The sequence below is a fragment of the Actinacidiphila polyblastidii genome (assembly GCF_036353415.1).
Lineage (GTDB): Bacteria > Actinomycetota > Actinomycetes > Streptomycetales > Streptomycetaceae > Actinacidiphila > Actinacidiphila polyblastidii.
The window spans coordinates 1-23,151 of record NZ_JAZEWV010000023.1 but is presented as its reverse complement, the minus strand read 5'-3'; the positions used below and the strand labels follow the sequence as shown (position 1 = coordinate 23,151).

Below are 23,151 nucleotides of genomic sequence, written 5' to 3'. Positions count from 1 at the left end.
CGGCCCGGAGGCGGGAGGCGGGAAAGGGGCGCCGTCAGGGCGCGGACGTGAACCCCTCCAGGCGGAGGGACTCCGCAGCCGCGGCCGCCGCCCCCACGAGCCCCGCATCCGTGCCGAGCTTCGCCGGCACCACCTCCACCCCCGCCGCGAACGAGAGCGTCGCGTACCGCGACAGGTGCTCGCGCAGCGGATCGAAGAGGACCGGCCCCGCGTTGGCCACCCCGCCGCCGACGACGGCGACCTGGATCTCGACGAGCGTCGCGGTCGCCGCGATGCCCGCGGCGAGCGCCTGGGCGGCGCGGTCGAAGGCGGCGAGGGCGACGCGGTCGCCGGCCCGCGCCGCGTCGGCGACGGCGGCCGCGGTGGCGGCGACGCCGGCCGGGGGCTGCCAGCCGCCGCCGAGGGCGCTGCGGGCGATGTTGGGACCGCTGGCGATGCGTTCGACGCAGCCGCGCGACCCGCACGGGCACAGGTCCCCGTCGAGGTCGACGCTGATGTGCCCGATGTGCCCGGCGTTGCCGGTCGGGCCGGGCACCAGCGCGCCGCCGAGGACCAGGCCGCCGCCCACGCCGGTGGAGACCACCATGCACAGGGCGTTGTCGTAGCCGCGGGCCGCGCCCTGCCAGTGCTCGGCCGCGGTCATGGCGACCCCGTCACCGGTGAGCGCCACGGGCAGGCCCCCGACGGCCTGCGAGACGCGGGACACGAGGGGGAACTCGCGCCAGCCGGGGACGTTGACGGGGCTGACCGTGCCGTGGAGCGCGTCGACCGGGCCCGCGCTGCCGATCCCGACCGCGATCGTCGCGGGCCACTGGGGGACGGCGCGCAGCTCGTCGAGGACGTCGGTGACCGCGCGCAGCACACTCTCGCCGTCCTCGGTCGCGGGGGTCGGCCGCAGCGCCTTGGTCAGGAGCTGCCCTTCCGCGTCGACCAGCGCACCGGCGATCTTGGTGCCGCCGATGTCCAGTGCGGCCACGAGTGGACCGGTCGCGCCGTGAGGGTGCATCGCTCGGGTTTCTCCTTCGTCGGTCGCCGCGGGCATGTCGCCGAAAACATGCCGTGAGCGGGTGCCAGGTCACCAGGGTTCCGCAGAGACGGTCCCAGGAGTAGTCTCGCCTGTCTCTGACAACGTTGTCCATCTCTTGCCGCAGGGAATACTACGACCGTGACCCAAACACCTGGACGTACCCCCCGGCCCACCATGAAGGATGTCGCCGCCCGCGCGGGCGTCGGACTCAAGACGGTGTCCCGTGTGGTGAACGAGGAAGCGGGCGTCACGCCGGACACGGTGGCCCGGGTCCAGGCGGCGATCGACGCCCTGGGATTCCGCCGCAACGACAGCGCACGCCTGCTGCGCACCCGGCGCACCTCCAGCGTGGGGCTGGTCCTCGAGGATCTCGCCGACCCCTTCTACGCGCCGCTCAGCCGCGCGGTGGAGGACGTCGCACGCTCGCACGGGGCACTGCTGTTCACCGGGTCCAGCGCGGAGGACCCGCGGCGCGAGCAGGAGCTGGTGCTGGCGTTCTGCGCCCGCCGGGTGGACGGTCTGGTGGTCGTGCCGGCCAGCGACGACCACCGCTATCTGGCGCCGGAGATGGAGGCGGGCGTGGCGACGGTGTTCGTGGACCGCCCGGCCGGGCGCGTCGACGCCGACGTGGTCCTCACCGACAACGCCGGCGGCACCAGGGACGGCGTGGCCCATCTGATCGCGCACGGCCACCGCAGGATCGGCTTCATCGGCGACCAGCCGAGCATCCACACCGCCAACGAGCGGCTGCGCGGCTACCGCGAGGCGATGGCGAACGCGGCGCTGCCGGTGCTGCCGCAGTGGTACGCGATGGGGCCGACCACACCGGACCGGGTGCGCGCGGCGCTGGCCGTCATGCTGTCGGGGCCCGAGCCGGTGACGGCGCTGTTCGCGGGGAACAACCGCGTCACCGTGACCGCGGTGCGGGTGCTGTCGGACCATCCGCGGCCGGTGGCCCTGGTGGGCTTCGACGACTTCGAGCTGGCCGACCTGCTGAGCCCGCCGGTCACGGTCGTCGCGCAGGACGCCCCGGGCCTGGGCAGGACCGCCGCGCAGCTGCTGTTCCGGCGGCTGGACGGCCTCACCACGGACGCGCCGACCCGCACCGAACTGCCGGCCCGGCTGATCCCCCGCGGTTCCGGGGAGATCCCGCCGTCCTCCTGAGCGCGGCCGGCCGTCCTCCTGAGCCGGCCGTCCTCCCGAGCGCGGCCCGCGGGCCGTGCTCACGCCTGCGGGCGTCCGGCGAGGGCGTCGAGTCCGGCGCGGTCGATGCCGGTCAGCCCGGTCACCTCGGCGAGGTCGACGGCGCCGCAGTCCACGCCCCGCAGCAGGTAGCCGCTGAGCGCCCGTGCGGTGGCGGGTTCGTCCATCACGTCGCCGCCCGCCTTGGCGACGTAGGCGGCCAGCCGCTGCGCGGCGGCGTCGAGGCCCTCGCGATAGAAGGCGTAGACGGCCGCGTAGCGGGTCGGCAGGTGCCCGGGGTGCATGTCCCAGCCCTGGTAGTAGGCGCGGGCCAGGGAGCGGCGGACCAGGCCGTGGTGGAGTCGCCAGGCGGCGTGCACCTGCGAGGTGGGGCCGACCGGGAGGACGTTGGTGGAGCCGTCGCTGAGGCGTACGCCGGTCCCGGCGGCGGCGGCCTGCATGACGGCCTTGGCGTGGTCGGCGACGGGGTGGTCGAGGGACTGGTGGGCGGCGCTGACGCCGCAGGCCGCGCTGTAGTCGAAGGTGCCGTAGTGCAGTGCGGTGGCGCGGCCTTCGGCGGCGTCGATGAGCCGGGGGACGGTGGCGGCGCCGTCGGGGCCGAGGATGGCCTGCGGGGTCTCGATCTGGATCTCGAAGCCGATCCGCCCCGCGGGCAGCCCCGCGGCGCGCTCGAACTCCTCGCACACCCCGGCCATCGCCGCGACCTGCGCGGGGAAGGTGACCTTGGGCAGCGTGAGGACGAGCCCCGAGGGCAGCCCGCCGGTGTCCAGCAGGGTGGTCAGGAACAGGTCCAGGGTGCGGATGCCGCGGTCGCGGACGGCGGCCTCCATGCACTTCATGCGGATGCCGACGTACGGGGGCGCGGTGCCGTCCGCGACCGCCGCGGCCACGGTGCGGGCGGCGGTGACGGCGGCGGCGTCCTCCTCGGCGTCCGGGCGCGGGCCGTAGCCGTCCTCGAAGTCGATCCGCAGGTCCTCGACGGGTTCGCGGCGCAGCTTGGCGCGCATCCGGTCGTGCACCTCGGCGGCGAGCGGTGCGGGCAGGTCGAGGAGGTCGGCGAGCGCGGCGGCGCCGGGCGCGTGCGTGTCCAGGGCGGCGAGCGCCTGGTCTCCCCAGGCCCGCACGGTCCCCGCGGTGAAGGCGTCGGCGGGGACGTAGACGGTGTGCACCGGCTGGCGGGTGCCGGGGTCGCCGGGGTAGCGGCGGGCGAGTTCGGCGTCGGTTGCGGCGAGCGAGGCGCCGACCCGGGTACGTACGGAGTCCGCCAGTGTCGTGCCGGCCGCCTGTGCCATGGAGCGCCCTCCCGGGTCCGGAGACTTCAACATTTCGTTGAAGGCGAAGCTAGCGGCGACCCGGCGCGACGGTCAACAGCGGACGCGAGGGCCCCCGCGCGCCTGGCGGCGTGCGGGGGCCCGGAGACGGCTGCCGGCGGGAGGCTCATCAGCCCTTGCGGGCCTCGACCGCCTCGGTGAGCTGCGGGACGACCTGGAAGAGGTCGCCGACGACGCCGTAGTCGACGAGGTCGAAGATCGGGGCCTCGGCGTCCTTGTTGACCGCGACGATGGTCTTCGAGGTCTGCATGCCGGCCCGGTGCTGGATGGCGCCGGAGATGCCGTTGGCGATGTAGAGCTGCGGCGAGACCGACTTGCCGGTCTGGCCGACCTGGTTGGTGTGCGGGTACCAGCCGGCGTCGACCGCGGCGCGCGAGGCGCCGACGGCCGCGCCGAGGGAGTCGGCGAGCGCCTCGATGACCGAGAAGTTCTCGGCGCCGTTGACGCCGCGGCCGCCGGAGACCACGATCGCGGCCTCGGTCAGCTCGGGGCGCCCGGTGGACTGGCGCGGGGTGCGGGAGACGACCTTGGTGCCGGTGGCCAGCGCGCCGAAGGTCACCGCGAGCGGCTCGACCGTACCGGCCGCCGGGGCGGCCTCGACCGGTGCGGAGTTGGGCTTGACGGTGATGACCGGGATGCCCTTGCTGACCTTGGACCTGGTGGTGAACGCCGCCGCGAACACCGACTGCGTGGCGACCGGGCCGTCGGCGCCGGCCTCCAGGTCGGTGGCGTCGGTGATGATGCCGGAGCCCAGCCGCAGCGCCAGGCGCGCGGCGACCTCCTTGCCCTCCCCCGAGGAAGGCACCAGCACCGCGGCGGGGTTCACCGCCTTCGCGGCGGCCTCCAGCGCGTCGACCTTGGGCACCACGAGGTAGTCGGCGAACTCGGGCGCGTCGGCGGCCAGTACCCGGGTGGCGCCGTGCTCGGCCAGCACCGGCGCGGCGGTCTCGGCGCCGGGGCCGAGGTGGACCGCGACGGGCTCGCCGATCCGGCGGGCGAGGGTGAGCAGTTCGAGGGTCGGCTTGCGGACGGCGCCGTCCACGTGGTCGACGTAGACGAGGACTTCAGCCATGGGTGTGATCTCCTGCGGATTCGGTACGGGGGCGGGGAGGACGGGCCTTGCCGCCGCGGCGCTCGGCTGCGGCGCTCGGCCGGGGCGGACGGCCGCGCGCTCACGGGCGGCCGCGCTCGGAGGAACCGCCGCGCTCAGATGAACTTCTGCGCGGCCAGGAACTCGGCCAGCTGCTTGCCGCCCTCGCCCTCGTCCTTGACGATCGTGCCCGCGGTGCGCGGCGGGCGCTGGGTGGCGGTCTCCACGGCGGTCCACGACCCGCCCAGGCCGACCTCGGCCTCGTCGATGCCCAGGTCGGACAGGTCGAGGGACTCCACCGGCTTCTTCTTCGCCGCCATGATGCCCTTGAAGGAGGGGTAACGGGCCTCGCCGGACTGGTCGGTGACCGAGACCAGGGCGGGCAGCGACGCCTCGAGCTGCTCGCTGGCCGCATCGCCGTCCCTGCGCCCGGTGACCTTGCCGTCCGCCACCGCGACCTCGGACAGCAGGGTGACCTGCGGGATGCCCAGGCGCTCCGCGAGCAGCGCGGGGACGACGCCCGCGGTGCCGTCGGTCGAGGCCATGCCGGTGACGACCAGGTCGTAGCCGGCGTGCTCGATCGCCTTGGCGAGCACCAGCGAGGTGCCGATGACGTCGGTGCCGTGCAGGGCGTCGTCCTCGACGTGGATGGCCTTGTCGGCGCCCATCGACAGCGCCTTGCGCAGAGCGTCCTTCGCGTCCTCGGGGCCCACCGTCACCACGGTGATCTCCGCGTCGTCCGCGGCGTCGGCGATCTGCAGCGCCTGCTCCACCGCGTACTCGTCAAGCTCCGACAGCAGGCCGTCCACCGCGTCGCGATCGGTGGTCAGGTCCTCGGCGAAGTGACGGTCGCCCGTGGCGTCGGGCACGTACTTCACTGCGACTACGATCCTCAAGCTCACGCCTGCTCTCCTACTGCATCGTCCTGCACGTCTTCGTCAACTGCCCCGGCAACCGCAGCATAGGCGTCCGCCGCGGCGCCTTCCGGCCGGGACGCGGCAAGTGCCCCGACCGAAATATTACTCGCCAGTACACAGAGCCGCCGACGCATGTGCAAGGCCCGTGCACTGTGACGTGGCCAACGCCGCGTGAGCGGCGCCCGGCGAGGGTCGACGCGCGGACACAGGGACGACGCACGACTTGCGTGCGGTCGACGGCGGGGTTCAGCGCGGCAGCCGGTGGAAGCCGCCCTCGTGGTACAGCAGCGGGTCGCCGGGGCCCTGCTGGCCGGCGGCCTCGGCCTGCGCCAGCACGATGCGGTGGTCGCCCGCGGGCACCCTGGCCACCGTCCTGCACACCAGCCAGGCGGCGACGCCGTCCAGCAGCGGCACCCCGTGCGGTCCCGGGCGCCAGGCGGTGCCGGGCCCGAAGCGGTCGGCGCCGCTGCGGGCGAACAGCGCCGCCACGTCCTCCTGGTGGCCGCCGAGTATGTGCACGCCGACGTAGGGCGCCTCGGCGAGCGCGGGCCAGCTGGAGGCCCCGGTGCTGACGCCGAAGGAGATCAGCGGCGGCTCCACGGCCACCGAGCTGAGCGAGGTCGCGGTGAACCCGGCGGGTCCCTCGGGACCCGCCGCGGTGATCACGGCGACGCCCGCCGCGTGCCGGCGGAACACCGAGCGGAAGACGTCCACGTCGAGCGCCGGCGCGGACGGCTCGGGGTCGGGCGCCGCACCGGGGCGCGCCGTGTCGGTCGGAGCGGTCACCAGGCGTCCTTCTCAGGCGTCAGGGGTCGGTGGGGCAGCGCGGCGGCGGCCCGGCCGGGCGACCGCGCCGCTGGTGACCGGGCCGGTGCCGACCGGGACGGCGCCGGTTCCTCGTGCGCCGGTCGGGCCGGCGCCGGTCGGGCGGTCATGCGGTCTGGACGGCGGCGCCCAGCGCGGCGATGACGTCCGCCTTGCGGGGCTGTCCCGAGGCCCTGCGCACGACGGAGCCGCCGGCGTCGAGCACCAGGACCGTCGGGGTCTTCAGCACACCGAGCCGGCGGACCAGCTCCAGATGCGCCTCGGCGTCGATCTCGACGTGCCGGACGCCGTCGACGATCTGCGTCACCTCGCCGAGCACCCGCCGGGTGGCCCGGCAGGGCGCGCAGAAGGCGCTCGAGAACTGCACGAGGGTGGCCCGCTCGCCCAGCGGCCCGCCCAGTTCCGCGGCCGTGAGCCGCTCCCCGCCGTCCTTGGCGCGCACCCGCACCCTCCCGTTCCTGCGCCGGTGCACGAGGCCGTGGACGGTTGCGGCGGCCAGCACGGCCGCACAGACGATCAGCCCCGTCATCGCCGTCCTTCCCGCTCGCGCTCCAGGTCCGTTGTTCCTGGGTAAGCCCCGTACGGGCATGACGTCCATGCCCACCGGTGCAGCGTTCATGCGACTGCAATGATTCCCGCGGCGGCCGCGGGACGCGCCGGGGGGAGAATTCCCGCCATGGAGATCGATGTCCGGGGGCCGCGCTTCGGCGCCGCCCTCACCACCGCGGTGCTCGCGGTCGTGCTGGTCACGGGGAGCGGCTGGCTGCTGCTCGCGCAGAGCGCCGTCTTCGCGGTGGGTGCGGGCGCCGGCGTCCGGAATTCGCCGTACAGCTGGCTCTTCCGCGCGGTGGTGCGGCCGCGGATCGGGCCCCCGCCCGCCACCGAGGACCCCGCGCCGCCGCGCTTCGCGCAGGCCGTCGGGCTGGCCTTCGCGGTGGTCGGCGTGATCGGGTACCTGGTCGGACCGCGGTGGCTGGGGTTGGCCGCGACGGCCTGCGCGCTCGCCGCCGCCTTCCTGAACGCGGCGTTCGCCTACTGCCTGGGCTGCGAGCTGTACCTGCTGCTGAGGCGGTCGACGACGGGCTCCGCCTGAGCGTTTCCCGGCCGGTTCCGGCTGCGGCGTGAGAAGAATCTCGGCCCCCGCGGCGGCGTGCGGGATGACATGCGGCGCCGGCTCGGGCACCATCGCCCAGCGGCCGACGTTTCACGGACGCGTGCCGTCCCCCCGGGTGTGCGCCCCGGAGAGAGCAGGAACCCGTCATGGCCGACCTCGTGTACCCGCCGGTGATCGGCTTCGCCCGGACCGTGTTCCGGTTGCAGGGCCTGCGTTTCGACATACGCGGCACCGAGCATGTGCCGCGTGAGGGCGGCGCGCTGCTGGTGAGCAACCACATCGGCTACATGGACTTCATGTTCTGCGGGCTCACCGCGCTTCCGTCGCGCCGGCTGGTGCGGTTCATGGCCAAGGAGTCGGTGTTCCGGCACAAGGTGTCCGGTCCGCTGATGCGGGCGATGAAGCACATCCCGGTGGACCGTTCGCAGGGCGAGCACGCCTACGCGCGGGCGCTGGAGGCGCTGCGCGGCGGGGAGATCATCGGGGTCTTCCCCGAGGCGACCATCTCGCAGTCCTTCACGCTGAAGGCGTTCAAGTCGGGCGCGGCCCGGCTGGCGCTGGAGGCGGGCGTGCCGCTGCTCCCGATGGCGGTGTGGGGCACCCAGCGGCTGTGGACGAAGGGCGCACCCCGCTCGCTGGGCCGCAACCGCTTCCCGATCTCGCTGCGGGTGGGCGAGCAGTTGCGGCCCGAGCCCGAGGAGAAGCCGGAGGCGCTGACCGGGCGGCTGCGGGCGCGCGTGCAGGAGCTGCTGGAAGACGCCCAGCGCGGCTACCAGGGACGGCCTGCGGGCCCCGAGGACCGCTGGTGGCTGCCCAGCCACCTGGGCGGCACCGCTCCGACGCCCCAGGAGGCGGCGCGGCGGGAGAAGGCGGCGCCCGGGGACTGAGCGGTCGGGGCCCGCGAGCAAGCGCCCGGAGGCGACCGGGCCGCGGTGGCGGCCCGGTCGCCCGGGGCGTCCGCACGGGGCAGGCATCCGCCCGGGGCGTCCGCACAGGACGTCCGCTCACGGCGCCCGCTCAGGTCAGGCGGTCATCTCCTCGGCGACGGCCGCCGCGAAGCGGTCCACGTCCGCCTCGGTGGTGTCGAAGGCGCACATCCAGCGCACCTCGCCGGTCGCCTCGTCCCAGAAGTAGAAGCGGAACCGCTTCTGCAGGCGCTCGCTGACCTCGCGGGGCAGCATCGCGAAGACCGCGTTGGCCTGCACGGGGCGCAGCACGCTGACGCCGTCGACCGCGCGGACCGCCTGCTCCAGGCGGCGGGCCATGGCGTTGGCGTGGGCGGCGCTGCGCAGCCACAGGTCGCCGGCGAGCAGCGCCTCGAACTGGACCGAGACGAAGCGCATCTTCGACGCGAGCTGCATGGACATCTTCCGCAGGTAGCGGATGGAGCGGACCCGCTCGGGGCTGAGCACCACGACGCACTCGCCGAGCAGCAGCCCGTTCTTGGTGCCGCCGAACGACAGGATGTCGACCCCGGCCTCGGAGGTGAAGCGGGCGAGCGGCACGCCGAGGGACGCCGCCGCGTTCGCCAGCCGCGAGCCGTCCATGTGCACGGTCATGCCGAGCTGATGGGCGTGCTCGCAGATCGCCGCGACCTCCTCGGGCGTGTAGCAGGTGCCGAGTTCGGTGCTCTGGGTGATCGAGACGACCTGCGGCTGGGCGCGGTGCTCGTCGTCGAAGCCGTACGCCTGCCGGTCGATCAGCTCGGGGGTGAGCTTGCCGTCCTCGGTGGGCACGGTGAGCAGCTTCAGGCCGCCGACCCGCTCGGGCGCGCCGCACTCGTCGACGTTGATGTGCGCGGACTCGGCGCAGATCACCGCGCCCCAGCGTTCGGTGACGGCCTGCAGCGCGGTCACGTTGGCCCCGGTGCCGTTGAGCACCGGGAAGACCTCGGTGGCGGGTCCGAAGTGGCCGCGGAAGAGGTCCTGCAGGTGGGCGGTGTAGACGTCGTCGCCGTAGGCCACCTGGTGGCCGCCGTTGGCGAGGGCGATGGCGGTGAGCACCTCGGGGTGGACGCCCGCGTAGTTGTCGCTGGCGAAGCCGCGGACGGCCGGGTCGTGGCGCCGTACGGCGTCGGAGGCGAGCTGTTCTGTCACGGTCGGGGCGTCAGCCACTGTCGGGTCCCGTTCACTTCCTTGGGGCTTGCGTTCCAGACGTCGGCGATGGCCTCGGCGAGGTCGCGGACGTCGGTGAAGCCGGCGAATCTGGCGTTCGGGCGCTGGGCCCGCAGCTCATCGTGCACCAGCGCCTTGATCACCAGGACGGTGGCCGCCGCGGTGGGGCCGTCGTCGCCGCTGAGCTTCTGGAAGGAGTCACCGAGGGCGAGCGTCCACGCCTCGGCGGCGGCCTTGGCCGCGGCGTAGGCGGCGTTGCCCGCGGTGGGCGTGGTGGCGCCGGAGGCGCTGATCAGCACGTAGCGGCCGCCCGGACTGCGCATGAGGCCGTCGTGGAAGGCCAGCGAGGTGTGCTGGACGGTGCGGATCAGCAGCTGGTGCAGGACGTCCCAGTCGGCCAGCTCGGTCTCCGGGAAGGACGCGGAGCCGCGCCAGCCGCCGACCAGGTGGACCAGGCCGTCGGCCCTGCCGTGGTCTTTCTCGATCCGGCCGGCCCAGTCCTGGGTGGCCTCCAGGTCCAGCAGGTCGACGACCTCGCCGGTGATGTCCGCGCCGCCCGCGTCGTAGCGTGCCGCGTCGACCGCCTCGGCGAGCCGCTCGGGGTCCGCGTCGGCGGCGATCACATGGCCGCCGGCCCGGGCCAGCCGGTGCAGCACCGCGCGGCCCGCGGGCCCGCCCGCTCCCGCGACCGCGATCACCGCGCCGTCGAGTCCGCCCGCGTACGTGTCGGTGGTCATGTCCGCCTCCTTGCCCGCACCGCTCATGCGGCAGCCCCCAGCGCGCCGTGGCCGGTGACGCCCTTGGTCGAGGCGATCACCTGACGGAGCTTCTTGGCAAGGGCCTCGTAGAACATGCTGAGCGGAAACTCGTCCGCGAGCACGTCGTCCACCAGCTTGCGCGGCGGGAGCGTCAGGTCCAGGGCATCCGGCCCCTTGGCCCAGACCGAGCCCGGGTGCGGGGACAGGTACGTCGCGACCAGGTCGTAGGCGGCGAACCAGTGCACGAGCTTGGGTCGGTCGATACCGTCCCGGTAGAGGGTCTCGATCTCGGCGCAGAGCTGGTTGGTGACCTGCGGTGCGCGCTCCCAGTCGATGTGCAGGGTGTTGTCCGTCCAGCGTACGGCGTCGTGCTTGTGCAGGTACGAGAAGAGCAGCTGGCCGCCGAGGCCGTCGTAGTTGCGGACCCGCTCGCCGGTGACCGGGAAGCGGAAGAGCCGGTCGAAGAGGATGGCGTACTGGACCCGCAGGCCCATGGGGTGGCCCTCCTGCTGGAGCCGGACGGCCTCCCTGAAGGACGTCAGGTCGCAGCGCAGCTCCTCCAGGCCGTACATCCAGAACGGCGCCCGCTGCTTGATCATGAACGGGTCGAAGGGCAGGTCGCCGTGGCTGTGGGTGCGGTCGTGGACCATGTCCCACAGCGAGAAGGTCTGCTGGGCCAGGTCCTGGTCCTCGACGAGCGCGGCGGCGTCCTCGGGCAGCCGCAGGCCGAGGGTGTCGACGGCGGCGGCCGTCACCGCGCGGAAGCGGGCGGCCTCGCGGTCGCAGAAGATCGCGCCCCAGGTCCAGCGCTCGGGGGCCTCGCGGACCGCGACGGTCTCCGGGAACAGCACGGCGGAGTTGGTGTCGTAGCCGGGCGTGAAGTCCTCGAAGGTGATGGAGACGAAGAGCGGGTTGTCGTACCGGGTCCGCTCCAGCTCGGCCAGCCATGCGGGCCACACGACGCGCATCACGACGGCTTCCAGGTTGCGGTCCGGGTTGCCGTTCTGGGTGTACATCGGGAAGACGACGAGGTGCTGCCGGCCGTCGCGGCGGTCGGCGGCGGGCTGGAAGGCGAGCAGGGAGTCGAGGAAGTCGGGGACCGTGAAGCCGCCGTCGGCCCAGCGGCGCAGGTCGGCGACCATGGCGCGGTGGTAGTCCGCGTCGTGCGGGAGCAGCGGGGACAGCTGCTCGACCGCGTCCACGACGCGTCCGACGGTCCGTACGGCGTCGTCCCGGGTGGGTGCGCCGTCGGCGGTGAAGTCGATGGACCCGTCCTTGCTCTGCCAGGGCCGGATGGCCTCGACGGCTTGCTTCAGGACGGCCCACTGGGGGTGCTCGATGACCCTGGCGCCGGATATCCGGCCCTCAGCGGGCGCTGTCGACGAAAGAACCTCACTCATGACCCCTCCTCCACAAAAGAACCTGTTGCACGCCCACCGTATCGGGGACCTTGTTGTCGATTCAAGGGGAGCCAATGGAGATTCTTCGGTTTGAGTGCCGGTTCGCCGCTGTTTTTCCGGCGGCCACCCAGGATGCGTGCCGGAAAATCTCCCGCGGCCAGCGGTCGGCGCACCGCCGGCCGGGGCGCGACGACCTGACCGCGTTGGGCCGTTCGGGTGAACCCCGTCCGGTCACGGCGTGTTCGGCTCCGCGTCGCCCGCGCTGGTTAGGCTGGGCGCCCATGAGCTTCCTCACCGTCGGTCACCGCGGCGTCATGGGCGTGGAGCCGGAGAACACCCTGCGCTCCTTCCGCCGGGCCGAGCAGGCGGGCCTGGACCAGATCGAGCTGGACCTGCACCTGAGCAAGGACGGCGAGCTGGTCGTCATCCACGACCCCGAGGTGGACCGCACCACCGACGGCAGCGGCCTGGTCGCGGACCTCACCGCGGACGAGATCCGCGGCCTGGACGCCGGTCTCGGCGAGCGGGTGCCGGTCTTCCACGAGGTGCTGGACGCGGTGCGCCGCCCGATCCAGGCCGAGATCAAGGACGTCGCCGCGGCCTCGGTGCTGGCCGGCGTGCTGCGCGAGCGCGGCGAGACCGGCCGGGTCAGCGTGCTCTCCTTCCACGACGAGGCGCTCGCCGGCATCCGGGCGCTGCTGCCGGAGGTGCGCACGGTGCTGGTCGCCTCCGAACTCGGCCCCGACCTCGTGCCGCGCGCCCAGGCGGTCGGCGCGCGCCTGGTCAGCCTGGACCTCACGCAGCTGAACCTGGACGTCGTGCGCCGCTGCCACGACGCGGGGATCGCGGTCATGGCCTGGACGGTCAACTCGGCGCGGGACTGGGCCCTGGCCCGCGCGCTGGGCCTCGACGGCGCGGCGACCGACCTCCCCGCGCAACCGGCCGCGTGATCCGGCCGCGCCGGGGGCCGTGGCGCCGCTGACCCGTCCCCCGCGCGGGCCGCGTGCGGACGGTGCGGACTCTCCCGCAATGTCGCGGACACAAAGGTCCGGCATCCGGACATCGGGGCCAATGCCGTGGACAGCCGCGCCCCCGCGGTGCCACTGTCCCGCCATGCGTCCCGCGAATCCGCTGTCACCGCGCCGCGCCGCCCTCGCCGCGGCCGCCCTGCTCACCCTCGCCCTGGCCGGCTGCGCCCCGCAGGACGACGGCTCGGGCGACTCCGCGGCATCCCCTTCGGCCACCGGCGCGTCCACCACCGCCTCCTGCGAACCCGCCTCGCTCGCCACCCGGACCGCGGGCCGGCTCACCGTGGGAACCGACAACCCCGCGTACGACCCGTGGTTCTCCGACAACACCCCCTCGAACGGCAAGGGGTACGAGTCGGCGGTCGCCTACGCGGTGGCCAAGCAGCTGGGCTACCCCCCGGACCGGGTGGTCTGGCAGAAGGTGCCCTTCAACAGCGCCTTCGCCCCGGGCGCGAAGAACTTCGACTTCGACATCAACCAGGTCTCCGTGAACGCCGCACGCAGCAAGGCCGTCGACTTCTCGCCCGGCTACTACGACGTACGGCAGGCCGTCGTCGCCCGCAAGGGCTCGAAGATCGCCACCGCCCGGTCGCTGGCCGACCTGAAGGACGCCAAGCTCGGCGCCCAGGTCGGCACCACCAGCCTGGACACCATCACCGACACGGTGAAGCCGACGAAGCAGCCGGCGGTCTTCCAGCGCAACGACCTCGCGGTGGCGGCGCTGAAGAACGGCCAGGTCGACGGCATCGTGGTCGACCTGCCGACCGCCTTCTACATCACCGGCGCCGAGGTCACCGACGCCAAGGTGGTCGGCCAGTTCGCCGCGACCGGCGGCACACCCGAGCAGTTCGGCCTCGTCCTGGACAAGGGCGGCGCGCTCACCTCCTGCGTCTCCCGGGCGGTCACCGCGCTGCGGTCCGACGGCACCCTCGCCGCGCTGGAGAAGCAGTGGCTCTCCGACGCGGTCGACGCGCCCGTCCTGAAGTGACCGCCGGGTGACCGTCGAGGACGAGCAGGCCGCCGCCGCGGCCGACGGCTATCTGCCGTCGGCGCGGCGGATCGAGCGGGAGCGCCACAAGCGTGCCAGGACCCGCCGCGCCTTCGCCGTGGCCGCGGCCAGCACCCTGGCCACGGCCGCCGCGCTCTACGCGGTGATCGTCGACTCCCCGGGCTGGCAGCGCACCCGGGAGACCTTCTTCAGCGCCCACTACGCGCGCGTGGCGTTCCCCGACGTCGTGCACGGGCTGTGGCTGAACCTGCGGCTGCTCGCGGTGTGCGGCGCGGTGGTGCTGGTCGCGGGCCTCGCGGTCGCCCTGCTGCGCACGCTGCGCGGCCCGGTGTTCTTCCCGGTGCGGGCGCTGGCCACCGCCTACGTCGACTTCTTCCGCGGACTGCCGCTGATCATCTGCATCCTGGTCAGCGTCTTCGGGGTGCCGGCGCTGCGGCTGCGCGGCGTCACCAACGACCCGGTGACGCTGGGCGGCTTCGCGCTCTGCCTGACGTACACGGCCTACGTGGCCGAGGTGTTCAGGGCGGGCATCGAGAGCGTCCACCCCAGCCAGCGCGCCGCAGCCCGCTCGCTGGGCCTGAGCAGCGCCCAGACGATGCGGTACGTGGTACTGCCGCAGGCCGTGCGGCGGGTGGTGCCCGCCCTGCTGAACGACCTGGTGTCGCTGCAGAAGGACACCGGTCTGGTCTCCATCGGCGGCGCGGTGGACGCGGTGTACGCCGCGCAGATCATCGCCAGCCGCGAGTTCAACTACACGCCCTATGTGATCGCGGGACTGGTCTTCGTGGCGATCACCATCCCGATGACGCGGTTCACCGACTGGGTGGCGTCCCGGATGAACCGCCGCCAGTCGCAGGGAGGGACGGTATGAGCGGGACGAGGGGATGGTGGCGCAAGGAAGGCGCGGCGCCGGCCGCGGGACCCGTTCGGCGGGACCGGGACATGAACGGCGACGAGGGCGAGGGCGAGGGCGGGGACGAGCCCGTGCTGCGGCTGGAGGCGGTCCGCAAGACCTACGGCGCCTCGGTGGTGCTCCGCGACATCGCGCTGGAGGTGCCCGCGCACAGCGTCACCGCACTGATCGGCGCCTCCGGGTCGGGCAAGTCCACGCTGCTGCGCTGCGCGAACCTGCTCGAGGAGGTGGACGACGGGGCGATCTTCCTGGACGGCGAGGAGATCACCGACCCGCACGCCGACCAGGACGCGGTGCGCCGCAGGATCGGCGTGGTCTTCCAGGCGTACAACCTGTTCCCGCACATGACCGTGCTGGACAACATCACGCTGGCGCCGCGCCGGGTGCGGCGGGTGGCGCGCGCGGAGGCCGAGGCCGAGGGCCTGGAACTGCTCCACCGGCTCGGCCTCGCGGACCGCGCGCGGGAGTACCCGGACCGGCTCAGCGGCGGCCAGCAGCAGCGGGTGGCGCTGCTGCGGGCGGTGGCGGCCCGGCCGCGGCTGCTGCTCCTGGACGAGATCACCGCCGCGCTCGACCCGGAGCTGGTCGGCGAGGTGCTGGCGGTGGTGCGCGACCTGAAGGAGCGCGAGGGCATGACCATGGTGATCGCCACCCATGAGATGGCCTTCGCCCGCGAGGTCGCCGACCAGGTGTGCTTCCTCGACGGCGGGGTGATCCTCGAACGCGGCTCCCCGGCCGAGGTGTTCGGCGCGCCGGTCCGGCAGCGCACCCGCGACTTCCTGCACCGCGTCACGGCGGCGGGACGGCTGTGACGGCGCGCGGTGGGGCCCTCCGGCGGGTCAGCCGAGCTTCTTGGTGAGCAGCTCGAACTCCAGGTCGTCCCTGGTCGGCACGCCGAACCGCTCGTCGCCGTAGGGGAAGGCCGAGGTCCGGCCGGTGCGCTCGTAGCCGCGGCGGACGTACCAGGCGATGAGGTCCTCGCGGACCGAGATCACCGTCATGTGCATCTCCGCGACGCCCCACTCGTCGCGTGCGAAGCGCTCGGCCTCGGCGAGGACGACCTTGCCGAGGCCACCGCCCTGGAGTTTCGGGCGGACCGCGAACATGCCGAAGTAGGCGTGCTCACCGCGGTGTTCCAGCTGGCAGCAGGCGACGAGTCCGCCGTCCGCCTCCACCACCACCAGCCGGCTGTCGGGCTTCTCGATGACGTCGAGCACGCCTGCCGGGTCGGTGCGCTGCCCCTCCAGGATGTCCGCCTCGGTCGTCCAGCCCGCCCGGCTGTCGTCGCCGCGGTACGCGGACTGGATCAGCGAGACGAGCGCGGGCACGTCCTGCGGGGTGGCGGGGCGGAAGGCGGGCTGTGCTGCGGTGTCCATGCGCGCCAGATTATCGGACCGGCCGCGGACCGCCGGCGGCCGGAAACCGGGGGCGCGCGCGGCGCGCACGCACCACCCCTCCTACCTCCGTGCGCAGGCGTGTGCGCCCTCGGGCCCGGGCAGCACACAAGGGGCAGGACGGGAGGGGAGCGACGATGACGCACGGACCACCGCTGGTGGCCTGGCTGCTGGTGGCGCTGAGCACGGCGGCAGCGGCGGCCTGCGTGCTGCGCGGGCAGTCGCGGCAGGAGGCGCTGACCGGCGCCGGGATGGCCGCGATGGCGGTGCCGCTGTCGGTCGTCGACCCCTGGCGGTGGGCCGCCCCCGTCCTCGCCGCGGTCTACGCGTACGCGGTCCTCTCCACGCTGGCCAGACCCGCCGCCCACACCGGCCACCGGACGCACCACGCGGTGTGCTCGGCGTCGATGGTCTACATGGCGCTGGCGATGTCCGGCCTCGGCCTGGGGGGCGGGGAGCACACCGGGCACTCCATGGACGGCGGCGCGGGCGTTCCGCTGCTGACCGGTCTGCTGCTGCTGTACTTCGCCGGATACGTGGTGCGGACGGGCGTCCGGCTGGTCGTCGTGCCGTTCGCCCTGCCGGGCGGTGCGGCGGCGCCGGTGGCCCTCTCGGCGGCCGCGGCCGGGCCCGCGGGTTCCGGGGCCGGCGACCGCGACCGCGACCGCGACGAACGGATACCGGGGGGCGCGGCGCAGGCGGCCGTGCCGCTGCGGCACTCCCCCGAGGTGGCGGCCGCCTGCCGGGTGTCCATGGCGCTGGCCATGTTCGCCATGCTCGTGCTGCTGTGATCCGCCACGTCCTGTGAGTGATGCGTCACATCGGGTCGGGTCGCGTACCGCGTGTCGGCGCCCGCTCCTAGGGTGATCGCCATGACGGTCGCGATGGTGCTGCTGGTCCTCGGCGCACTGGCGGCGGCGACGGCGCCGCGTCTGCTCTCCCGTGCCGAGTGGCCGGAGCGCGAACCCGTGCTGGCCCTGTGGGTCTGGCAGTGCGTGGTCGCCGCGGTCCTGCTGTGCTGCCTGCTGGCCATGGCGCTCGCCGGCTCGGCCGCCTGGTCGGCGGTGCGGGGAAACGTGTTCGCCTTCGCACCCACGGGTGTGGTGGACGCCTACGGGCTGTCGGAGCACGGCCGTTGGGCCGGCTGGGTCGCGGCGCTGCTCGCGCTGGGCGGTGTGTGGACGGCCGCGATGCTGACCCGCGAGGTCCGGTCGGCGCGCGTCAGGCGCAAGCAGCGCAGGAGCGAACTGCGGGATCGGGCTCCCCGGTTGCCGGGCGAGACGGTGCCGCGGGGCGAGCGTCTGGTGGTGCTGGAGGACCAGCGCTCCGACGCGTGGTGGCTGTCCGGGGCCCAGCCGCAGCTGGTGATCACCACCGCCGCGCTGAGCCGCCTCAAGGGCCGCCGACTGGACGCGGTGCTGGCGCACGAGCAGGGTCACGCCAGGGCCCGGCACGATCTGCTGCTGCACTGCGCGGGCGCGCTGGCCCGCGGCTTCCCGCAGGTGCCGGTGTTCGCGGCCTTCCGCGACCAGGTGCACCACCTGGTGGAGCTGGCCGCCGACGACACCGCCTCGCGCCGCTTCGGGCGCCTGACCACCGCCTTGGCGCTGGTGGAGCTGAACGAGGAGCGCGGCGTGTTCGGTCCTTCCCCGGCGCCGCAGGCCGAGATGCCGGGCCGGGTGCACCGGTTGCTCGACCCGACCCCGCGGCTGCCGCTGGCCCGCCGGCTGCGGATGACCGCGTTCTCCCTGCTGCTGCCTGCCGTCCCGCTGCTGATCGCCTTCGGGCCCGGCCTGAACGCGCTGACCTGACCGTGGGGACGCCGCGGAGTGTGGACGGGAGGGGTGCGGTGCGGGCCGTGATGTTCGACTTCTCCGGCACCTTGTTCCGGGTTGAGCCCACCGGGCGCTGGCTGCGCGCGGTCCTCGCCGACCGTGGCGTGCACCCGGACGACGACGAGATCGCCCGGTACGCCGAGCTGCTGGAGCGGGCCGGGGCGCAGCCGGGCGGCGCCCCGCCGGAGCGGGTGCCGCCGCGGCTCCGGCAGCTGTGGCGGGACCGCGACCTGACGGCGCGCGCGCACCGGGCCGCGTACACCGGGCTGTCGCGCGGTGTCGCGCTGCCGTGGGACGTCCACGACGCGCTCTACGACCGGCACCCCACCGCGGCGGCCTGGCAGCCGTACCCGGACGCCGCCGAGGTGCTGGGGGCGCTGCGGGAGCGCGGCGTGCCGGTCGCCGTGGTCAGCAACATCGCCTGGGACGTGCGGCCGGTCTTCCGCGCCCACGGACTGGACACGCTGGTGGACGCCTATGTGCTGAGCTACGAGCACGAGGTGAAGAAGCCCGCGCCGGAGATCTTCGAGATCGCCTGCGCGGCGCTGGGCCGGGCGCCGGGCGAGACACTGATGGTGGGCGACGACCGCACCGCGGACATGGGGGCGGCGGCGCTGGGCTGCCCGGTGCTGCTGGTGGACCATCTGCCCGCCGAGGAACGGCCGGGCGCGCTGCGCGGTGTGCTCGACCTGCTGGACCGAAGAGCCTGAACGGGAGAACGCCGGCCCCGGCGATCCCCCGTGTCGCCGGGTCCGGCACCCTTCCCCCGTTCCCCGTCGCCGCACGGACCATGGTCCGGCGACTCGCGCTGAGTATATTGGCTCGCAGCCAGTCAACGCAGGAGTAAAGCATGTCGCCTCGAAGCGCTTCGGTCAATGAAGAGATGCGCAGGCGTTCTCGCGAGCGCCTGCTCCAGGCCACCGTCGAGCTGGTGGAGGAACGCGGCTACGAGGCCACGACCTTGGCGGACATCACCGAGCGGGCGGGATCGGCGCGCGGTCTCGTCTCGTACTACTTCTCCGGGAAACGGGCGCTGCTGCAGTCCGCGGTGCACCGGCTGATGCACATGGAGCTGGCCACCGCGCTGGCGCGCGAGCCGCACACCGAGGACGGCGAGGAGCTGCTCGCCCGCGCCATCGACGCGATCCTCGGCCTCACCCAGGACCACACCACGCTGATGCGCACCCACATGGCCTCGATCCTGCAGGAGGAGGGGTTCATCCAGTGCCCGGAGCAGCAGCTGCTGGCCCGGCTGCTGCGCGACACGGTGGTGCGCTACGGCGCGGTGGACCCGGACGAGGAGTACCGGCTGCTGCGGGCGCTGCTGATGGGCGCGACGGTGGCGCTGCTGCTGCCGGGCGCGCCGATGCCGCTGGCCCAGCTGCGGGCCGAGCTGTTCCTGCGCTACCACCTGGCGTGGGCGGCGGGCGCCCCGCCGGCCGGCATGGAGGAGTACGACCGGTCGGCGGAGGTCTGAGCGCGGCGACGGCGATCCCGGCCCTCGGGCGGCTGCGGCGGCCCCGGGCGGTCGGGAATCCCCGACGCCCGTCGGCGGCGGCCCTGTTGAGCCAGTAGAGTGACGGACCGTGACCGCACGACCCTTGCACGAGATCGTCGAGCCGGGCTGGGCCAAGGCTCTGGAGCCGGTGGCCGGCCGGATCGCCGCGATGGGCGACTTCCTGCGCGCCGAGATCGCCGCCGGCCGCACCTACCTGCCGTCGGGACCGAACGTGCTGCGCGCCTTCCAGCAGCCGTTCGACGAGGTACGGGTGCTGATCGTCGGCCAGGACCCGTATCCGACGCCGGGGCACGCGGTGGGGCTGAGCTTCTCCGTCGGCCCGGACGTGCGGCCGCTGCCGGGCAGCCTGGAGAACATCTACCGCGAGCTGTGCGCGGACCTGGGGGTGCCGCGGCCCTCCGACGGCGACCTGACGCCGTGGACCGGGCAGGGCGTGCTGCTGCTGAACAGGGCGCTGACCACCGCGCCGCGCAGGCCGGCCGCCCACCGCGGCAAGGGCTGGGAGGAGGTCACCGAGCAGGCGATCAGGGCGCTGGCCGCGCGCGGGCGCCCGCTGGTGGCCGTGCTGTGGGGGCGCGACGCCCGCAATCTGCGGCCGCTGCTGGGCGAGCTGCCGGCGATCGAGTCGGCGCATCCGTCACCGATGTCGGCCGACCGCGGCTTCTTCGGTTCGCGGCCGTTCAGCCGCGCCAACGACCTGCTGGCCCGGCAGGGCGCCCAGCCGGTGAACTGGCAGCTCCCCTGAGCCGGGGGCCGGGGTAGTCTGCGCGGGTGACGACGCATTCCGACACCCCGGCCGGTTGGTACGCCGACCCGCAAGGCACTCCGAACCTGCTCAGGTACTGGGACGGGTCCCAGTGGACCGAGCACACCAACCCCGGCCAGGTGCCCCACCAGTCCGCGAAGGGCGGCGGCGCCTGGGAGTTGAACGTCAGCGGCGCGCCGGACCCGGCGAAGGTGCAGCGTCAGGTGCAGCAGCAGGCCGGCGTCGGGCCGGCCGGCCAGGGCGGCGGCACCCTCTTCACCGAGCCGGTGCTGGTCGTCAACCAGAAGGCCAAGCTGATCGAACTCGTCAACGAGTACACCGTGTTCGACCAGCACGGCCGCACCCTGGGCTCGGTGGTGGAGGTCGGGCAGAGCACCGCGAAGAAGGTGCTGCGCTTCGTCTCCAGCGTCGACCAGTTCCTCACCCACAAGCTTGAGGTGCGTGACGCGCAGGGCGTGCCGCACCTGGTGCTGACCCGCCCGGCGAAGTTCATCAAGTCCAAGGTGCTGGTGCACCGGGCCAACGGCGAGCCGCTCGGCGAGATCGTCCAGCAGAACGCGATCGGCAAGATCAACTTCGCGTTCCTGTACAACGGGCAGAAGATCGGCGCGATCAAGGCGGAGAACTGGCGCGCGTGGAACTTCGCCATCGTCGACCACACCGAGACCGAGATCGCCCGGATCACCAAGACCTGGGAGGGCCTCGCCAAGACGATGTTCACCACGGCGGACAACTACGTGCTGCAGATCCACCGGCAGCTGGCCGATCCGCTGCTGAGCATGGTCGTGGCGTCCGCGCTGACCGTGGACACCGCACTCAAGCAGGACTCGCGCGGGCTCGGCTGACCGTGCGGGAACACTCCGGCCGGCCGGCCCGCCCTGCGGACTCCGACAGCACCGAAGGCAGCGGGATCACCGCAGGCAGCGACGGCGCCGACGGCGCGTGGGTGCTCGGCATCGACTCGGGCGGCTCGGGGGTGCGGGTGGCCCTGGCGCGCGCCGACGGCACCGCCAGGTCCGCCCCCGCGGTCTCGTCGAGCCCCGCGGTGACCGGCGCGGACGGCATCGACGCGGACAGCCTGCTCGCCCTCGCGCTGCCGCCCGCCCGCGCGTTGATGGCCGCGGCGGGCGCCGCCCGGGTGGACGCCGTCTGCGTCGGCGCGGCCGGCATGGCGAGCCTCGGCGGCGATCTGCGGGCGAGGCTGCCCGAGGCGCTCCGCACGGCCCTCGGAGTGCGCTCGCTGGCCCTGGCGGGCGACGCGGTGACCGCGTACGCGGGCGCGCTGGGGCTGCGTCCCGGCGTGGTGGTCGCGGCCGGCACCGGGATGATCGCGCTGGCCCCCGCGGCCGACGGCGGCGGCTGGCGGCGCGCCGACGGCTGGGGGCATCTGCTGGGCGACTGCGGCGGCGGCGCCTGGATCGGCCGGGCCGGCCTGGAGGCGGCGATGTGCGCCCACGACGGCCGGGCGGGCGGTTCGCCGGCGCTGCTGGCCGCGGCCCGCGAGCGGTTCGGGCCGCCGGAGAGCCTGCCCGGTCAGCTGTATCCGCGGGCGGACCGGCCGGCGGTGCTGGCGTCGTTCGCGCCCGACGTGGGGCGCTGCGCCGATCGGGACCCGGTGGCCGCGGACATCCTGCGCGGCGCGGCCGCGCACATCCTGCGGTCGGCGGCCGCGGTCAGGCCGGGGCCCGGACCGGTGGAGGTGGCGCTGGCCGGCGGGCTGTTCCGGATGGGCGAGCCGCTGCTCGCGCCGCTGCGCGAGCAGGCGCCGCTGCTGCTGCCGGACGCGACCCTGACTCCGGCGGAGGGCGATCCGCTGGACGGCGCGGTGCTCATCGCGGGCGCGCTGCGCCGCGGGGCGCCGGCGCTGCCGGACGACCGGGCGCTGCTCACCCTCATGCACTGGTCAGACCCGTCCGATGACGCCTCGTGACCGTCGATTCGGACACTTCGGGACAGCTCCGGCCTTCCTTGTACCCGCGCGAACAAACAGGCGCCGCAAGGCGTTAGCATGCGACGCCATGAGCAACGCCACAGGGCCCGCCGCCGGCCTCCCCGTTCGAAGCCCTCGTCCGCGCCAGACCGGCCGGCACCGCCGTCCCGAGGCGCTGACCGCCCCCGAGGGCGCGCCGGTGCTGGTTCTCGCCGTCCCCGGCACCCCCACCGCCGCGGCCCTGAGCCTGGCCGAGGAGGTCGTCAGCCTGGCCCGCTCCGAGCTGTCGGGGCTCGACCCGCGGGTGGCCTTCGTGGACGGCGACGGCGTGGACTTCCCGTCGCTGCGCGGGGTGCTGGACCAGGTGGCGGCGGAGCGGCCGGGCGAGGACACCTCCGCGGTCGTGGTGCCGCTGCTGGCGGGCCCCGAGGCGTCGGTGCTGCGCAGGATCCGCCAGGCCGTCGCGGACAGCAAGGCGCAGGTGGAGCTGACCGAGGTGCTCGGCCCGCACCCGCTGCTGGCCGAGGCGCTGCACGTGCGTCTCTCGGAGGCCGGGCTGGCGCGCGCCGACCGGGCCCGGCTGTTCACGGTCGCCACCGCGGCCGACGGGATCATCCTGGCCACCGTCGGCGGCGAGGAGGCCGCGCAGGCGGCCGGTGTGACCGGTCTGCTGCTGGCGGCCCGCCTCGCGGTGCCGGTGCTGGCGGCGGCGCTGGACGAGGAGGGCGCGATCGGCCGGGCCGCCGAGCAGCTGCGCTCGTCGGGTTCCGGCACGCTGGCGCTGGCGCCCTGCCTGATCGGCCCGGAGATCGCCCCGCAGCTGCTGCACACGGCGGCCGCGGAGGCGGGCTGCTCCGGCGCTGACGCCCTCGGCCCGTACCCGGCGGTCGGCAAGCTGGTGGTCACGCACTACGCGGCCGCGGTGGGCATCGCGCCGCAGTCGGCGCAGGGCGCACCGCAGTAGCAGGAGCAGGAGCA

Annotated in this window: 25 protein-coding genes; 15 read left to right on the top strand and 10 right to left on the bottom strand. The window is 74.2% G+C overall.

Annotated elements, in window-relative coordinates:
* Nucleotides 1-34: 34 nt before the first annotated feature.
* Complete coding sequence (locus V2S66_RS23595) at nt 35-1,006, bottom strand: ROK family protein (protein WP_330798163.1); 972 nt, start codon at nt 1,004-1,006, stop codon at nt 35-37.
* Nucleotides 1,007-1,201: 195 nt separating this feature from the next.
* On the opposite strand from V2S66_RS23595, the gene V2S66_RS23590 reads away from it, so the two are divergent.
* A complete protein-coding gene (locus V2S66_RS23590) occupies nt 1,202-2,191 on the top strand; it encodes a LacI family DNA-binding transcriptional regulator (protein WP_330798161.1) in 990 nt (329 codons plus the stop codon).
* Between the two features lie 59 nt (nt 2,192-2,250).
* On the opposite strand, the gene V2S66_RS23585 is transcribed toward V2S66_RS23590, so the two are convergent.
* The 5 genes from V2S66_RS23585 to V2S66_RS23565 all read right to left on the bottom strand — a co-directional run bounded on the left by V2S66_RS23585 (nt 2,251) and on the right by V2S66_RS23565 (nt 6,922).
* Nucleotides 2,251-3,522, bottom strand: coding sequence for a DUF6986 family protein (locus V2S66_RS23585; RefSeq protein WP_330798160.1), 1,272 nt, complete (start codon nt 3,520-3,522; stop codon nt 2,251-2,253).
* Between the two features lie 148 nt (nt 3,523-3,670).
* Entirely contained in the window at nt 3,671-4,633 is a 963-nt protein-coding gene (locus tag V2S66_RS23580; protein ID WP_330798158.1) for an electron transfer flavoprotein subunit alpha/FixB family protein, read from the bottom strand.
* A gap of 134 nt (nt 4,634-4,767) precedes the next feature.
* Entirely contained in the window at nt 4,768-5,553 is a 786-nt protein-coding gene (locus V2S66_RS23575) for an electron transfer flavoprotein subunit beta/FixA family protein (protein WP_330798156.1), read from the bottom strand.
* 261 nt (nt 5,554-5,814) lie between these two features.
* Nucleotides 5,815-6,282: a flavin reductase family protein gene (locus tag V2S66_RS23570; protein ID WP_330798278.1), complete on the bottom strand. Its 468-nt coding sequence runs from the start codon at nt 6,280-6,282 to the stop codon at nt 5,815-5,817.
* 217 nt (nt 6,283-6,499) lie between these two features.
* On the bottom strand, nt 6,500-6,922 hold the full coding sequence (locus V2S66_RS23565) for a TlpA family protein disulfide reductase (protein ID WP_330798155.1): 423 nt from the start codon (nt 6,920-6,922) through the stop codon (nt 6,500-6,502).
* A 147-nt stretch (nt 6,923-7,069) separates the two neighbouring features.
* Between V2S66_RS23565 and V2S66_RS23560 the strand changes: the two genes are divergently transcribed.
* Nucleotides 7,070-7,486: a DUF4395 domain-containing protein gene (locus V2S66_RS23560; protein ID WP_330798153.1), complete on the top strand. Its 417-nt coding sequence runs from the start codon at nt 7,070-7,072 to the stop codon at nt 7,484-7,486.
* 167 nt (nt 7,487-7,653) lie between these two features.
* Nucleotides 7,654-8,394 carry a lysophospholipid acyltransferase family protein gene (locus V2S66_RS23555; protein ID WP_330798151.1) on the top strand — a complete coding sequence of 247 codons (741 nt, stop codon included), beginning with the start codon at nt 7,654-7,656 and terminating at the stop codon, nt 8,392-8,394.
* 135 nt (nt 8,395-8,529) lie between these two features.
* Here V2S66_RS23555 and V2S66_RS23550 read toward each other — a convergent pair whose 3' ends face one another.
* The 3 genes from V2S66_RS23550 to V2S66_RS23540 are packed head-to-tail and all read right to left on the bottom strand — an operon-like array spanning nt 8,530 to nt 11,779.
* Entirely contained in the window at nt 8,530-9,621 is a 1,092-nt protein-coding gene (locus tag V2S66_RS23550; RefSeq protein ID WP_330798149.1) for a threonine aldolase family protein, read from the bottom strand.
* Nucleotides 9,600-10,358 (bottom strand): SDR family oxidoreductase, encoded by a 759-nt coding sequence (locus V2S66_RS23545; protein ID WP_330798148.1) that lies wholly within the window; start codon nt 10,356-10,358, stop codon nt 9,600-9,602. Before V2S66_RS23545 ends, V2S66_RS23550 begins: the two co-directional genes overlap by 22 nt.
* A 23-nt stretch (nt 10,359-10,381) precedes the next feature.
* Nucleotides 10,382-11,779 (bottom strand): DUF6421 family protein, encoded by a 1,398-nt coding sequence (locus V2S66_RS23540; protein WP_330798146.1) that lies wholly within the window; start codon nt 11,777-11,779, stop codon nt 10,382-10,384.
* 281 nt (nt 11,780-12,060) lie between these two features.
* On the opposite strand from V2S66_RS23540, the gene V2S66_RS23535 reads away from it, so the two are divergent.
* The 4 genes from V2S66_RS23535 (at nt 12,061) to V2S66_RS23520 (ending at nt 15,541) form a co-directional block, all read left to right on the top strand.
* Complete coding sequence (locus V2S66_RS23535; protein ID WP_330798145.1) at nt 12,061-12,729, top strand: glycerophosphodiester phosphodiesterase; 669 nt, start codon at nt 12,061-12,063, stop codon at nt 12,727-12,729.
* A 163-nt stretch (nt 12,730-12,892) separates the two neighbouring features.
* Nucleotides 12,893-13,795 carry an ABC transporter substrate-binding protein gene (locus V2S66_RS23530; protein WP_330798143.1) on the top strand — a complete coding sequence of 301 codons (903 nt, stop codon included), beginning with the start codon at nt 12,893-12,895 and terminating at the stop codon, nt 13,793-13,795.
* Nucleotides 13,796-13,802: 7 nt separating this feature from the next.
* The gene (locus V2S66_RS23525; protein WP_330798141.1) at nt 13,803-14,687 is read left to right on the top strand and encodes an amino acid ABC transporter permease; all 885 of its coding nucleotides are present in this window, start codon (nt 13,803-13,805) and stop codon (nt 14,685-14,687) included.
* Nucleotides 14,688-14,758: 71 nt separating this feature from the next.
* The gene (locus V2S66_RS23520) at nt 14,759-15,541 is read left to right on the top strand and encodes an amino acid ABC transporter ATP-binding protein (RefSeq protein WP_330798277.1); all 783 of its coding nucleotides are present in this window, start codon (nt 14,759-14,761) and stop codon (nt 15,539-15,541) included.
* Nucleotides 15,542-15,568: 27 nt separating this feature from the next.
* Here V2S66_RS23520 and V2S66_RS23515 read toward each other — a convergent pair whose 3' ends face one another.
* Nucleotides 15,569-16,105 carry a GNAT family N-acetyltransferase gene (locus V2S66_RS23515; RefSeq protein WP_330798139.1) on the bottom strand — a complete coding sequence of 179 codons (537 nt, stop codon included), beginning with the start codon at nt 16,103-16,105 and terminating at the stop codon, nt 15,569-15,571.
* 155 nt (nt 16,106-16,260) lie between these two features.
* Between V2S66_RS23515 and V2S66_RS23510 the strand changes: the two genes are divergently transcribed.
* The 8 genes from V2S66_RS23510 (at nt 16,261) to V2S66_RS23475 (ending at nt 23,137) form a co-directional block, all read left to right on the top strand.
* A complete protein-coding gene (locus V2S66_RS23510; RefSeq protein ID WP_330798137.1) occupies nt 16,261-16,914 on the top strand; it encodes a DUF5134 domain-containing protein in 654 nt (217 codons plus the stop codon).
* 81 nt (nt 16,915-16,995) lie between these two features.
* Entirely contained in the window at nt 16,996-17,934 is a 939-nt protein-coding gene (locus tag V2S66_RS23505; RefSeq protein WP_330798135.1) for a M56 family metallopeptidase, read from the top strand.
* A gap of 38 nt (nt 17,935-17,972) precedes the next feature.
* Nucleotides 17,973-18,668 (top strand): HAD family hydrolase, encoded by a 696-nt coding sequence (locus V2S66_RS23500; RefSeq protein ID WP_330798134.1) that lies wholly within the window; start codon nt 17,973-17,975, stop codon nt 18,666-18,668.
* Between the two features lie 140 nt (nt 18,669-18,808).
* Complete coding sequence (locus tag V2S66_RS23495; RefSeq protein WP_330798132.1) at nt 18,809-19,435, top strand: TetR/AcrR family transcriptional regulator; 627 nt, start codon at nt 18,809-18,811, stop codon at nt 19,433-19,435.
* A 109-nt stretch (nt 19,436-19,544) separates the two neighbouring features.
* The gene (locus V2S66_RS23490) at nt 19,545-20,222 is read left to right on the top strand and encodes a uracil-DNA glycosylase (RefSeq protein ID WP_330798131.1); all 678 of its coding nucleotides are present in this window, start codon (nt 19,545-19,547) and stop codon (nt 20,220-20,222) included.
* Nucleotides 20,223-20,248: 26 nt separating this feature from the next.
* Complete coding sequence (locus V2S66_RS23485; RefSeq protein WP_330798129.1) at nt 20,249-21,088, top strand: phospholipid scramblase-related protein; 840 nt, start codon at nt 20,249-20,251, stop codon at nt 21,086-21,088.
* Nucleotides 21,089-21,153: 65 nt separating this feature from the next.
* Nucleotides 21,154-22,173, top strand: coding sequence for an N-acetylglucosamine kinase (locus V2S66_RS23480; RefSeq protein ID WP_330798275.1), 1,020 nt, complete (start codon nt 21,154-21,156; stop codon nt 22,171-22,173).
* 88 nt (nt 22,174-22,261) lie between these two features.
* Complete coding sequence (locus tag V2S66_RS23475) at nt 22,262-23,137, top strand: sirohydrochlorin chelatase (RefSeq protein WP_330798128.1); 876 nt, start codon at nt 22,262-22,264, stop codon at nt 23,135-23,137.
* Nucleotides 23,138-23,151 lie beyond the last annotated feature (14 nt).